Origin of the sequence: Prevotella aurantiaca, from assembly GCF_015262605.1 — a bacterium.
Lineage (GTDB): Bacteria > Bacteroidota > Bacteroidia > Bacteroidales > Bacteroidaceae > Prevotella > Prevotella aurantiaca.
Genome location: NZ_JABZSJ010000068.1, coordinates 1 through 12,783, shown reverse-complemented (window position 1 = coordinate 12,783; position 12,783 = coordinate 1). Strand labels below are relative to the sequence as shown.

The following is a 12,783-nucleotide window of genomic DNA, read 5'->3' as shown; positions in this document are numbered from 1 at the left end:
AACTAAAAACCTAAATCTATTACTACTAACCTAAACAATCTATTAACCTTTTGACGATGCAAAGGTAGCTATAATTTGTAATTCTTGCAAATATTTCGGGGTCTATTTTTAATTTTATTGCAAAATCTTGATGTATGTCAAAGATTGAAAATCAAATGTTTTGGAGTTTTAGTATCCTTTGATAAAAACCGTATAACACTTTTGGGTTTTGTGTTTTTTCATTGTAAACGAGGTGTGTTTCCTTTATTTTCAGTTCGTTTTTGTAGAAGTTTTATAGCATTATTTAGAGGCTTCTTTCCGTTATTTAATTGAAAACATGTATCTTTGTCAAGTAAAATAAGGTAAGATGAAAGTACTGATTGTGAATACAAGTGAGCAAACGGGAGGTGCAGCTGTGGCTGCAAACCGCTTGAAAGTCGCACTTAATAATAACGGAATCGAAGCAACTATGCTTGTTCGCGATAGGTTGAGCGACGACGAAACTGTGTTTACAATCAAGAATAATTGGTGTACAAGGTGGAATAAACTATGGGAACGGTGGTGTGTTTTCTGGCATCTGCATTTCTCTAAACGCAATCTTTTTGCCATCGATATAGCCAATGCGGGTACTGATATTACCGAGTTGCAAGTGTTTAAAGATGCTGATGTAATTCATTTAGCATGGATAAACCAAGGTATGCTCTCCCTCAAAAGTATTGAAAAGATATTGAAATCGGGTAAGCCGCTTGTGTGGACGATGCACGATATATGGCCCGCTACTGCTGTTTGTCATATTACTTTAGACTGTAGGAAGTTCGAAAGTCAGTGCAAACAGTGCCGCTTGCTACCTTCTGGTATAGGAAGAGACCTTGCAAAACAAACGTGGAAGCGTAAAGAAGCGATAGAAGGACGAACACACATTATATATATAACGTGTAGTAAGTGGCTGCAAGGCGAAGCAAAACAAAGTGCATTGATTGGGCAGAATACGATTGAATGTATTCCAAACCCCATAGATACAAATGTTTTTCGCAAGGTTGATAAGGTCGAAGCACGCCGAAAACTGGGCTTACCTGCCGATAAACGTTTGGTACTTTTCGCATCTCAACGAGTTACAAACCATAATAAAGGTATGAACTACTTGGTAGATGCGTGTCGAAAAATGGCGGAACAACACCCTGAAATGCTCGAAAATACGGCGGTTGTAGTGCTCGGAGGACACGCTGAAGACCTACGCGAACAATTCAATTTGCCAATGTTCCCACTGGGATATGTTAGCGATACGCAAAAGATAGTAGACGTTTATAATGCCATTGATGTGTTTGTAACACCATCTTTGTCCGATAATCTGCCCAACACAGTAATGGAAGCGATGGCTTGTGGCGTGCCTTGCGTGGGCTTTAAGGTAGGTGGCATACCTGAAATGATAGACCATGAACGCAATGGATACGTGGTTAAGATGAAAGATTCAACCGATTTGGCAACAGGAATACACTGGGTGCTGAATGTGGCAGACTATGAAATGCTGTCTGCAGAAGCTGTAGAAAAAGTGAAGCAGTGCTATTCTCAGGCTCAAGTAGCCGCACAATACATAGCTGTTTACGAGAAAGCGCTTGCTAATTCAAAGACGAAAGAAGTATGATAACATTCTCAGTAATCACCATTACATACAATGCTGCCGATGTATTGCAGCCCACATTAGATAGTGTTTTGAAGCAAGACTTCCCCACAATAGAGCATATTATCGTGGATGGAGCCTCTACCGACAACACTGTTGCAATAGCTGAGGCTTACAAAGATATGTCTGATAGTGCCGAAAATGGGCACGTTGTTCGAATATATAGCGAGCCAGACAAAGGTCTTTACGATGCTATGAACAAGGGATTGGTGCGTGCGAAGGGCGATTATGTAGTGTTTTTAAATGCTGGCGACCGCTTTCCAACTGCCGATACTCTTGAGAAAGTGGCATTGGCAGCAGAGGTTGGAGATGGCGAGGAACGGCCTGCTGTAGTGTATGGGGATACGGATATAGTAGATGAAAAAGGCATTTTCTTATATCATCGTAGACTTCAGCCACCAGAAAACCTAACCTGGCAGTCGTTTAGAGATGGTATGTTGGTGTGTCATCAAGCTTTTTATGCTCGGTTAGACATAGCTCGTAAAACTCCTTTCGATACACGTTATCGATATTCTGCCGATGTAGATTGGTGTATAAAGATAATGCGTGAGGGCGAACGCAAAGGTCTTTTATTAAGAAATGTGCACGCTGTGGTTGCTCATTATATGGAAGAAGGGCAGACCACAAAGCATCACCGGGCATCGCTTCGAGAGCGTTTTCAAGTTATGTGCAAGCACTACGGTTTGTTCTCAACCCTTACAAAACACGCTTGGTTTGTAGTAAGAAAATTCGTAAAAAAGTAATATTGTCGAAAAGTCAACGTTCTTTATATAAATCAAATCCTCAGAATAAAATGAAAACAAAGATTATTTATACCCTGCTTACCTTCCTTTTTATAGGAATAAGCACAAGCGTTAGCGCACAGACAAATGCAGTTTTAAACTATCCAGTGCCTGCAAAGAAACAGAGTACGACCGCAAAAAAGAAGCCGCAGACAGAGCCTTATGCTACAGAACAGTACGGCGATTACGATACAAGTACAACAAGTAACAGGAAGAAAACATCTGGAGAAAAGATTAAAGAAGGGCTCGGTAGCATAGGCGAAGGAGTGGGAGACTTTGTAGAAAACGAGTCTGAATCAATTGGAAATACAGCAAGTAAGGTTCAAAAGAAAACCAAACGCTTCTTTAAAAGGATAAGTGATTCTGGCAAAAGATTCGGTGAAAGAGTCGGCAAAACCCTCAATAAAGCCAGCGATGCGGTATCTGACCATCAGATAAACAAGAAGAAATATTAGCATTTTGTGCATTCTTTTGGTGGTATTGGATATTTTCAGTACTTTTGTACAATACATATGACTTTGCTTTTGCATAAGTTCGATTCTACAACAATGTGCTTATGAGTCCACAAGGAAATAAGAAACCTACATACACCAAGCCCGTTGCTATTTGCGCTGGAGTACTCTTCTTCGGTTCAATATTGCTGTCAATACTGATGGCAACACGTGAGATGGCACCCCCACGTAAGTACGAAGTGGATATGTCGGGAACGGTAATAGGTATTGATACTACTTCAAAAATTCCTGTATTAACCAAGGAAGAAGCAAAAGAAGTAGAGGTTAAGGAAAATAAGAAAGTTGATTACGTTGAATCGGACGATGCAAACTTGAACGTAAAGAATATGCCGGAACCTGAACCTATTGATGTTTCTGCCACTCCTCCGCCTTCTACAAAGGAAGAAACAGGAACCAATAACACGCAAATAACAGATGTGAAAGCACCTAAGATAGAGCCTATTGAGTAGGAAAATAGATGTTTATGTGCTGTAAATGTCTAAAATCGCTTAAAATAATATAAAGCTTTTTTACTTTTATAGGTATCTCCCGTCAAATGAATAACTTTGTACAAGAAGCAGGCGAAATACGTCTGCACCTGTTATATGCAGGTAAAAGAAATATTATTGAGTATAAATTTAAAAGTATTAGTAATATGAAAAAGAACCTTTTAGTATTAACCTTGTGCGCAGGCGCACTTTTGTTTACTGGTTGTGCCAGCAAAAAAGATTTGCAAAACTGCCAATCTGAGAACCAACGATTATCTGGTGAATATCAGAATGCAAAGGAAACTATTGCGGCAAACAATGCTCGTATCAAGAGCTTGGAAGACCAATTGGCACAAGCTAAGGCTAGTGCTGCAGCGTTGCAGGGCAGTCTTGACAAGAGTTTGAACAATGCAAATTCAAACAATATCAATATTTCAAAATTGGTAGACCAAATTAACGAAAGCAACCAATATATCCGTCATCTTGTTCAAGTTAAGAGTAAGAGCGACTCACTCAACCTCGTTCTCACCAACAACCTTACACGTAGTCTTAGTAAGGAAGAACTTAAGGAAGTTGATGTTCAAGTGTTGAAGGGCGTTGTTTATATCTCGTTGGCAGATAATATGCTCTATAAGAGCGGATCATACGAAGTAAATGAACGTGCAGAAAAGACTCTTAGCAAGATTGCAAAGATTATTTCTGACTACAGAGATTACGATGTATTGATCGAAGGTAATACAGATAACGTGCCTGTAAACGCTCAAAGCGATAAGATGAAGAATATTCGTAACAATTGGGATCTCTCTTGTTTGCGTGCTTCTTCAGTAGCACAATACTTGCAAACTCACTTCGGTGTAGATCCAAAGCGTCTTACTGCTGGTGGAAGAGGCGAGTATAATCCAATCGCAACTAATGATACTGAGCTTGGAAAGCAGCGCAATCGTCGTACACAAATTATCATTACTCCTAAGCTTGATCAGTTTATGGACCTTATTGGTAAGGCTCCTGAATCAGCAGAAAAATAGGATTCAATTGATTTAATAATGGAAAAGTTTTTAAAATCTCTTGCAAGTCACCCTGCATTTAAAGGATATATGCGATGGAGGACACGACCAATAATTGTTGCATTGTGTTGCTATTTAGTCTATAGTGCAGGCAAATCAGTTGGCGAAGCAGTTTATTATCTGCTGCATTAGGATTGAGAGAACATATTAAAAAAGTCTTCAAATGTGCAATATACAACATTTGAAGACTTTTTTTTATTGTTGTTTAGTCTGTTTTCATCTTACCATTTTAGCTTCTACTCATTGTTTTACTTCTTTGTTGAGGCTTTTTTAATCAGTTGATAAAGCTATCTTCAATTAGTTTTTCAAAGCTATTGGCAAGTTTTTGCTTTTCTTCTATATCGTAGTCAAAGAGTACAACTTCTTCATTTGGTGCTATTGCTATTGGATTTCCAGCCCCCGTCATCAGAGAAAACAAGACATTAATTTATTTCGGGGGAGAGAGTTGCCGTATTAAAAAGATGGCGAGCATTCGTCGTTAGGTCGATAATTGTATCTTTCCCTATCAATGTTCCGTTCTAAAAAGCATGAATGGCTATGCCTTCATAAGCACCTCAGAAGTTCAAAATAAACTCTTTGTAGTCGTTATCCATTACCACATGAAGTACTTTTTCGACATTTCCAATTTGCTCGTTGGTAGCAGCGATGCCTAATAACGTTATGTTCTCTTTCAAGAAGGCACTCAATTTCTTAATAATAGTTTGCTTCATATCTTTTATTTGTAGTTCTCCAATTCGCTTTGAATGTCCTTAACCATATCTTCCATCGATACATTCAGTCCATAACCATCAGCAACTGGAAAAATCAAAGCATGGTTAACCTTGTTCATTTGCAGTTTCTTTACAATCGTCTCAAGGAATTCGCAAAGCTCAAAACTTTTATATGAGACACCTTTCATGTCTCTTGTGTTTGTTGCATAGTGCTTAGCAAAGTCTTTAAACGGAAACAATAGTACATATAACTTTCCGTTCTTAGCTTCGTTTAGCACAATATAGTCGTCATCATATAGTGTCCATACTTGTTCCCAATCGCATATTCTTTTTACGAAATAGTTATAACGTTTTTCTGGCGATAGAGCTATGACAGCATCAAGTTCCTGTTTAGATACTTCCATCGTTTCTCTCCTTAGATTCAATTTATAGCTTATTCATATAATGTTCTCTTATATCTGCGTCGTCATGGTGTTCACATAAGATTTTTAAATCCGCTGGTAAATCGTTCCGAAGTGCAATGGCAACTTTGCAACCCTTGTCTCCATGATTGTAAATCAAACGCATCAACTCTTCATTTAATCCGTCCTTTTCTGCTATTTCCGATAGAATACTGAAAACTAAATCGTTCAATGGCTTTCTCAAAAGTTCGGTAACGACAGGTTCAATGTCGGGTATAGGAATGTTCAGACATAACGACAAGCTTGTCGATTTGTCCCATACGTTGCTCAATTCATCAAAGTTGCTGAATATATTCTCCTTATTTATATATAGAGTCTCCATTTGAAAAAATAGTGATAAGGTTCCTTCTTATGTTTGTTGCAACCTTTTTTAATCATCAAAGTTTAATTTCTTTTCCTTTTCTTCATACATTTCGTCTTCACTCTTTACTAATAATACGCCTTTTGTATAGTAGTTATAAGCAAAGATGCAGACATAAAAAAAGCCCCGTTAAGGACGAGGCAACCTAATGTCTTCACAACGGAAAAATCCTTATTGTGATTTGCTTTAAAATTAGTATTGCAAAGATATAGCTTTCTAAAACAATATGCAAGTTTTTCAATACATGTTTTCTTTAATTTAAAATATTTTTGTAATTTTACGCAATATTATTAACATAAATGGTCGAAAAGCATGAGAAAAATATTAGGTTTAGATTTAGGAACCACAAGTATAGGATGGGCTTTAGTGAACGAAGCCGACAACGATAATGAATCATCTTCGATTATTCGACTTGGGGTAAGGGTTAATCCATTAACCGTAGATGAAAAGAGCAACTTCGAAAAAGGTAAGGCTATCACAACCAATTCGGATAGACAGCAACGTCATGGTGCAAGAATAAATCTTCAACGCTATAAACTTCGTAGACAAAACCTTCGCAATCTTCTGCAAGATCAAGGTTGGTTATGTAACGATACGTTGTACGAGGAAGGTAAAGGAACTACTTTTGAAACCTATAAGCTACGAGCAAAGGCCGCAGAAGAAATGATTTCGCTTCACGAATTTGCTCGTGTATTATTTATGTTGAATAAAAAGCGTGGCTATAAAAGTAATCGTAAAGCAAACAATAAGGAAGAAGGACAGCTTTTTGATGGCATGACTATAGCAAAGAAACTCTACGAAGAGCATCTTACTCCTGCAGAATATTCTTTCCAATTGCTTAGTAAAGGTAAGAAATTTGCTCAAGATTACTATCGTTCCGACTTAATTGCTGAACTTGAAAGAATATGGAACGAGCAGAAAAAGTATTATCCAGAAATACTTACAGACGAGTTTAAACAACAATTAGAAGGCAAAACCAAAGTTAATACAAACAAAATTTTCCTTGCTAAATATGGAATTTATTCTGCTGACTTAAAAGGTTTAGACAGAAAATTGCAACCTTTAAAATGGAGAATTGAGGCATTAAAACAACAAGTTAGCAAAGAAATTTTAGCCTTTGTCATTAGCGATTTGAAAGGACAAATAGCCAATACAAGCGGACTGCTCGGTGCTATCAGCGACAGAAGCAAGGAACTTTATTTCAACAAACAGACGGTTGGACAATACCTCTGGGCTTCGTTAGAAGAAAATCCGCATATCAGCATAAAGAACAAACCTTTCTATCGCCAAGACTATTTAGACGAATTTGAGAAGCTTTGGGAAACGCAAGCAGCTTTCCATAAGCAGCTAACACCAGAACTGAAGCACGAAATAAGAGATATTATCATCTTTTATCAACGCCCATTGAAGAGCAAGAAAGGACTTATCTCTGTTTGCGAATTGGAGCAACGCAAAGTAAAAGTAACAATTGATGGTAAAGAAAAAGAAATAACCATAGGTCCAAAAGTAGCACCAAAGTCTTCTCCTGTATTCCAAGAATTTAGAATTTGGCAAAATATCAATAATATTTTACTTATAAATAACGATACGAATGAAAAACATTCACTCGATGAGAAAGAAAGAAACTTGCTATATCAAGAATTAAGTGTAAAGGTAAAGCTTAGCAAAACCGATGTGCTGAAAATACTTAATAAGAAAGGTAAACAATGGGACCTTAACTATAAAGAAGTAGAAGGCAATCGTACACAAGCTATTCTTTTTGATTGCTATAACAGAATTATTTCTTTAACTGGTCATGAAGAGTGTGATTTCAAGAAGTTAAGAGCTTCCGAGATCCGTCATTACGTTACAACAATTTTTAAAAACTTAGGTTTTAATACCGATATTCTTGACTTTAATCCATCATTAGTGAAGCATGAGTTGGAAAAACAACCTATGTATATGTTGTGGCATTTACTATATTCATACGAAAGCGATAACTCAAGAACAGGTAACGAAGCACTTCTAAGAAAGTTAGAAACTGATTTTGGTTTTCCAAAAGAGTATGCAACTGAACTTTGCGATGTTGTTTTTGAGGACGATTATAGTAATCTCAGTGTGAAAGCAATGCGCAAAATATTACCTTATCTTGAAGTAGGAAACGACTATAGTCAGGCTTGTGCATATGCTGGATATAAACATTCACGTCGCTCACTTACGAAAGAAGAGTTAGATCAGAAGGTTTATAAAGAAAGATTAGAACTGTTACCAAAGAATAGTTTACGCAATCCTGTTGTCGAGAAAATTCTCAATCAGATGATAAATGTCATCAATACAATTATTGATGAATACGGAAAGCCCGACGAAATCAGAATAGAAATGGCGCGCGAATTAAAGAGTAGTGCTGCCGAAAGAGAGAAAGCAACACGTGCAATTAGCCAAGCTAATGCTGAAAATCAACGTATTCGTGAAATTTTGGAAAGAGATTTTGCGCTTTCATACATCAGCCGTAACGATATTATAAAGTATAAACTATATCAAGAACTTGAAGCAAATGGCTTTAAGACATTATACTCTGATACATATATTTCTAAAGAAAAACTATTCTCTAAAGACTTCGATGTCGAGCATATCATTCCAAAGGCACGTCTTTTCGACGACTCTTTCTCAAATAAAACTCTTGAAGCACGCGATATAAACCTTGCAAAGAGTAATAAAACAGCATTCGATTTCGTCCAGGAAAAATATGGTACCGAAGGTGCTGAAGCGTATAAAAAGAAACTTGATATACTTTTATTAAAAGAAGTTATAAGCAGAGCAAAATACAACAAACTATTGATGAAAGAAGCCGATATCCCTTCTGAATTCATCGAACGAGACCTTCGCAATACACAATACATAGCGAAGAAAGCATGCGAAATATTGGGCGAACTTGTAAAAACTGTTACACCAACAACCGGAGAAGTAACCAGTCGTCTGCGTGAAGATTGGCAATTGGTAGACGTGATGAAGGAGCTGAACTTTGAAAAGTACCAAAAACTTGGTTTAGCAGAAATAGTTGAAGATAGAGACGGAAGGAAAATTAAACGCATAAAAGATTGGACAAAACGAAACGACCACCGTCATCATGCAATGGATGCCTTGACAATCGCTTTTACAAAACCCGCTTTCATTCAGTATCTAAACAATCTTAATGCACGAAGCAATAAGAGCAATAGCATCTATGCAATAGAAAATAAAGAGTTACACAGAGAGGATAATAAGCTAAAGTTTAATGCCCCAATCCCTATTCACGAATTTCGTGCAGAAACAAAACGCCATCTTAGTGCCATCTTAATATCAATTAAGGCAAAAAATAAGGTGATGACACAGAATGTAAACAAGATTAAAACCAAACAGGGAGTAATAAAAAAGATTCAACTTACACCACGTGGAGCACTTCATAACGAAACCATTTATGGAACAAAGAAACGTCCTATTATAACAATGGTGAAAGTTGGAGCAGCATTAGATGAAGCAACGATAAACAAAATAAGCAATCTTACTATTCGCGAAGCTCTTCTAAAACGCCTCGCTGAATACAACGGTGATGCGAAAAAGGCTTTTGCAGGAAAGAATAGTTTGGAAAAGAATCCAATATATCTAAATGAAGAAAAGACAAAAGTTCTACCTGCATTAGTTAAAACTGTAGAATGGGAAACTTACCACCCAATTCGTAAACCAATTACACCAGATCTTAAAATAGAAAAAGTAATTGATAAAGGTATACGAAAAATTCTGAAAGCCCGCTTAGCAAAATTTAATGGAGATGCAAAGAAAGCATTCAGTAATTTAGATGAGAACCCTATTTATATCGACGAAGCAAAGAAAATAGCATTAAAACGAGTTAGCATAGAAGGAGTTTTAAGTGCCATTCCATTACATACACTGAAAGATCAAGCAGGTAAACCTATTATTGGAAAAGATGGAAAACCTGTATTAGGTAATTATGTACAAACAAGTAACAACCATCATATCGCTTTCTATTACGACGAAGATGGCAATCTACAAGATAATGCTGTTTCTTTCTTCGAAGCTGCAGAACGTAAATCGCAAGGAATTCCTATTGTTGACAAAAACTATAATCACGATAAAGGTTGGAGTTTTTTATTTACAATGAAGCAAAACGAATACTTCGTGTTCCCTAATGAAGCGACAGGATTTATTCCTACCGAAGTGAATTTAATGGACGAAGCCAATTATGACATGATAAGTCCAAATCTATACAGAGTTCAAACAATTTCTAAAATTATCTATGACAAGTCTATTATCCGTGATTATCTTTTTAGACATCATTTAGAAACAACAGTAGAAAGAATTCCAAATCTTAAAGGTATTACATACAAACAATTAAAATCTTTACCACACTTAAAAGGTATTGTAAAGGTGCGCATCAATGCTATTGGCAAAATAGTGGCAATAGGAGAATACGATTAACATTCTGAATCTATGATAAAGAAAACATTATGTTTCAGTAATCCTGCATATTTGAGTTTGCAGAATGCGCAGCTGGTAATTCGTTTGCCAGAAGTAGAGACTTGCAGTAATTTGTCTGATGGTTTTAAAAAGCAAACCGAGCGTACAATTCCAATAGAAGATATTGGAGTTGTACTGCTCGATAACAAAAGAATAACCATTACTTCTTCAGCATTAGAAGCTTTAATAGAAAATAACTGTGCAGTAATTACCTGCGATAGCAAGAATATGCCCATTGGACTTTTGCTTCCTTTATGCAGTAATACACTACAAAGCGAACGTTTTCGCACGCAAATAGAAGCATCGTTACCACTTAAAAAACAATTATGGCAACAAACCATTAAGCAGAAAATATGCAATCAAGCCAAACTCTTAGAAAGATATACTAAGGTTGATACTGGTTGTATGTACGTTTGGGCTGATAAGGTTAGGAGTGGCGATCCTGATAATCTTGAGGCAAGAGCAGCCGCATATTATTGGAAAAATGTTTTTTCTGATATTCCTAATTTCATAAGAGGTCGTGAAGGAGAACCTCCTAATAATCTTTTAAATTATGGTTATGCTATATTGCGTGCAGTAGTAGCACGGTCTTTAGTTGCCAGCGGATTGCTTCCAACTTTAGGCATTCACCACCATAATAAGTATAATGCTTATTGTCTTGCCGATGATGTAATGGAACCTTATCGCCCTTACGTCGATGGATTAGTATTAGATGTAATGGCTTCAACGAACGATTATAGCGAACTAACTAAAGAAATAAAGATGAAACTACTTGCTATTCCAGTGCTCGATACAACAATTGGAAACAAGAAAAGTCCATTGATGATAGCTACACAACAAACAACCTCTTCGCTTTACAAGTGCTTCAATGGCGAATTAAGAAGAATGGCTTATCCAGAATTATAATGCAAATGAGTGGAACAATATAGGTTTAGTCAATATAGAAGCATGTGGTTAATGGTGTTTTTTGATTTACCCACAGATACAAAGAAAGAACGAAAGGCTGCTACTCTCTTTCGTCAGAACCTATTAAAAGATGGGTTTACAATGTTTCAGTTCTCTATTTATATACGCCACTGTGGTAGTAAAGAAAATATGGAAGTGCATATAAAAAGAGTTTCTACCTTTATTCCAACGTACGGAAAAGTTGGAATTATGGGAATAACAGATAAACAATTCGAAGAAATAAAGTTATTTTATGGTAAGAAACCACAACGCCCCAATGCGCCAGGAGTACAATTAGAACTCTTTTAGCCCTCTGTTAGAAACAATAAAGTTCCATTCATTGAGAATGGAACTTTATTTTTCTTGCATTTTTCTTTCTCTCTAAACCTTCGTAATGATGCTGAATATCATTGCTTTATGCCTGTTGAGTTGTGTTTGCTAATGCAAAGATACTAATTTTAAAGCTAATCACAACCGTAATACTCTTTACTCTCTTTGTTCTTCTGTTGTGTTTGCTAATGCAAAGATACTAATTTTAAAGCTAATCACAACCTTTAAACATTTGCAAGAAATAAAATAAAGTTGTGTTTGCTAATGCAAAGATACTAATTTTAAAGCTAATCACAACCTGCCTGCATTTTTGATTTAGGCAGGACTTGTTGTGTTTGCTAATGCAAAGATACTAATTTTAAAGCTAATCACAACAGGAACTGAATGTTGCCTGGTTGATGCAGGTTGTGTTTGCTAATGCAAAGATACTAATTTTAAAGCTAATCACAACACTCTGCTAATGGTGGCGTAGGGCACACCGTTGTGTTTGCTAATGCAAAGATACTAATTTTAAAGCTAATCACAACCTACTGTTTCATTTTGTAAATTGCTTAAAAGTTGTGTTTGCTAATGCAAAGATACTAATTTTAAAGCTAATCACAACGATTTTGATGAACGAATTACAGAACCTTTTGTTGTGTTTGCTAATGCAAAGATACTAATTTTAAAGCTAATCACAACATAGAAAGGTTTTGCAGTTATTTCCTCGTAGTTGTGTTTGCTAATGCAAAGATACTAATTTTAAAGCTAATCACAACGTGCCAACAAGTTTTTCGCTCCTACTGCGCGTTGTGTTTGCTAATGCAAAGATACTAATTTTAAAGCTAATCACAACGAATAGGTTGTGCGAAGATAAATCCAATGAGTTGTGTTTGCTAATGCAAAGATACTAATTTTAAAGCTAATCACAACAAAAGCTTGAACGAGATAAAGCAGATGAAGGTTGTGTTTGCTAATGCAAAGATACTAATTTTAAAGCTAATCACAACAATTTTCATAA

The 12,783-nt window shown here is 36.4% G+C and carries 12 protein-coding genes and 1 CRISPR repeat array; of the genes, 8 read left to right on the top strand and 4 right to left on the bottom strand.

Annotated elements, in window-relative coordinates:
• Window positions 1-346: 346 nt before the first annotated feature.
• The 5 genes from HXN26_RS09840 (at window position 347) to HXN26_RS09820 (ending at window position 4,443) form a co-directional block, all read left to right on the top strand.
• A complete protein-coding gene (locus HXN26_RS09840; RefSeq protein WP_273161016.1) occupies window positions 347-1,621 on the top strand; it encodes a glycosyltransferase family 4 protein in 1,275 nt (424 codons plus the stop codon).
• The gene (locus HXN26_RS09835; protein ID WP_273161014.1) at window positions 1,618-2,400 is read left to right on the top strand and encodes a glycosyltransferase family 2 protein; all 783 of its coding nucleotides are present in this window, start codon (window positions 1,618-1,620) and stop codon (window positions 2,398-2,400) included. The genes HXN26_RS09840 and HXN26_RS09835 overlap by 4 nt, the downstream gene beginning before the upstream one ends.
• A gap of 50 nt (window positions 2,401-2,450) precedes the next feature.
• Window positions 2,451-2,894, top strand: coding sequence for a hypothetical protein (locus HXN26_RS09830; protein WP_025000603.1), 444 nt, complete (start codon window positions 2,451-2,453; stop codon window positions 2,892-2,894).
• A 101-nt stretch (window positions 2,895-2,995) separates the two neighbouring features.
• Complete coding sequence (locus HXN26_RS09825; RefSeq protein ID WP_273161012.1) at window positions 2,996-3,400, top strand: hypothetical protein; 405 nt, start codon at window positions 2,996-2,998, stop codon at window positions 3,398-3,400.
• A gap of 185 nt (window positions 3,401-3,585) precedes the next feature.
• On the top strand, window positions 3,586-4,443 hold the full coding sequence (locus HXN26_RS09820) for an OmpA/MotB family protein (RefSeq protein WP_025000601.1): 858 nt from the start codon (window positions 3,586-3,588) through the stop codon (window positions 4,441-4,443).
• Window positions 4,444-4,756: 313 nt separating this feature from the next.
• On the opposite strand, the gene HXN26_RS09815 is transcribed toward HXN26_RS09820, so the two are convergent.
• The 4 genes from HXN26_RS09815 to HXN26_RS09800 form a co-directional block, all read right to left on the bottom strand.
• On the bottom strand, window positions 4,757-4,888 hold the full coding sequence (locus HXN26_RS09815) for a hypothetical protein (RefSeq protein ID WP_273161010.1): 132 nt from the start codon (window positions 4,886-4,888) through the stop codon (window positions 4,757-4,759).
• A gap of 148 nt (window positions 4,889-5,036) precedes the next feature.
• Window positions 5,037-5,192, bottom strand: a complete 156-nt coding sequence (locus HXN26_RS09810) for a hypothetical protein (protein ID WP_273161008.1) — start codon at window positions 5,190-5,192, stop codon at window positions 5,037-5,039.
• Between the two features lie 5 nt (window positions 5,193-5,197).
• Window positions 5,198-5,596, bottom strand: a complete 399-nt coding sequence (locus HXN26_RS09805) for a DUF2750 domain-containing protein (protein ID WP_273161007.1) — start codon at window positions 5,594-5,596, stop codon at window positions 5,198-5,200.
• Window positions 5,597-5,618: 22 nt separating this feature from the next.
• Complete coding sequence (locus HXN26_RS09800) at window positions 5,619-5,975, bottom strand: hypothetical protein (protein WP_273161006.1); 357 nt, start codon at window positions 5,973-5,975, stop codon at window positions 5,619-5,621.
• A 351-nt stretch (window positions 5,976-6,326) separates the two neighbouring features.
• On the opposite strand from HXN26_RS09800, the gene cas9 reads away from it, so the two are divergent.
• The 3 genes from cas9 to cas2 are packed head-to-tail and all read left to right on the top strand — an operon-like array spanning window position 6,327 to window position 11,762.
• Window positions 6,327-10,469, top strand: a complete 4,143-nt coding sequence (cas9, locus tag HXN26_RS09795) for a type II CRISPR RNA-guided endonuclease Cas9 (protein ID WP_273161005.1) — start codon at window positions 6,327-6,329, stop codon at window positions 10,467-10,469.
• A gap of 12 nt (window positions 10,470-10,481) precedes the next feature.
• A complete protein-coding gene (cas1, locus tag HXN26_RS09790; RefSeq protein ID WP_025000597.1) occupies window positions 10,482-11,414 on the top strand; it encodes a type II CRISPR-associated endonuclease Cas1 in 933 nt (310 codons plus the stop codon).
• 51 nt (window positions 11,415-11,465) lie between these two features.
• Window positions 11,466-11,762, top strand: a complete 297-nt coding sequence (gene cas2 / locus HXN26_RS09785; RefSeq protein ID WP_051528173.1) for a CRISPR-associated endonuclease Cas2 — start codon at window positions 11,466-11,468, stop codon at window positions 11,760-11,762.
• A 119-nt stretch (window positions 11,763-11,881) separates the two neighbouring features.
• Window positions 11,882-12,772: direct repeats of the CRISPR family, unit length 47 nt; unit sequence GTTGTGTTTGCTAATGCAAAGATACTAATTTTAAAGCTAATCACAAC.
• Between the last annotated feature and the right edge of the window lie 11 nt (window positions 12,773-12,783).

Excerpts from the sequence above, each read along its gene's own strand:
- HXN26_RS09805 (WP_273161007.1), bottom strand. The coding sequence starts at position 5,596 with ATGGAAGTATCTAAACAGGAACTTGATGCTGTCATAGCTCTATCGCCA.
- HXN26_RS09830 (WP_025000603.1), top strand. The coding sequence starts at position 2,451 with ATGAAAACAAAGATTATTTATACCCTGCTTACCTTCCTTTTTATAGGA.
- HXN26_RS09810 (WP_273161008.1), bottom strand. The coding sequence starts at position 5,192 with ATGAAGCAAACTATTATTAAGAAATTGAGTGCCTTCTTGAAAGAGAAC.
- HXN26_RS09800 (WP_273161006.1), bottom strand. The coding sequence starts at position 5,975 with ATGGAGACTCTATATATAAATAAGGAGAATATATTCAGCAACTTTGAT.
- HXN26_RS09835 (WP_273161014.1), top strand. The coding sequence starts at position 1,618 with ATGATAACATTCTCAGTAATCACCATTACATACAATGCTGCCGATGTA.
- cas2 (WP_051528173.1), top strand. The coding sequence starts at position 11,466 with ATGGTGTTTTTTGATTTACCCACAGATACAAAGAAAGAACGAAAGGCT.
- HXN26_RS09840 (WP_273161016.1), top strand. The coding sequence starts at position 347 with ATGAAAGTACTGATTGTGAATACAAGTGAGCAAACGGGAGGTGCAGCT.
- cas9 (WP_273161005.1), top strand. The coding sequence starts at position 6,327 with ATGAGAAAAATATTAGGTTTAGATTTAGGAACCACAAGTATAGGATGG.
- HXN26_RS09820 (WP_025000601.1), top strand. The coding sequence starts at position 3,586 with ATGAAAAAGAACCTTTTAGTATTAACCTTGTGCGCAGGCGCACTTTTG.
- HXN26_RS09825 (WP_273161012.1), top strand. The coding sequence starts at position 2,996 with ATGAGTCCACAAGGAAATAAGAAACCTACATACACCAAGCCCGTTGCT.
- HXN26_RS09815 (WP_273161010.1), bottom strand. The coding sequence starts at position 4,888 with ATGACGGGGGCTGGAAATCCAATAGCAATAGCACCAAATGAAGAAGTT.
- cas1 (WP_025000597.1), top strand. The coding sequence starts at position 10,482 with ATGATAAAGAAAACATTATGTTTCAGTAATCCTGCATATTTGAGTTTG.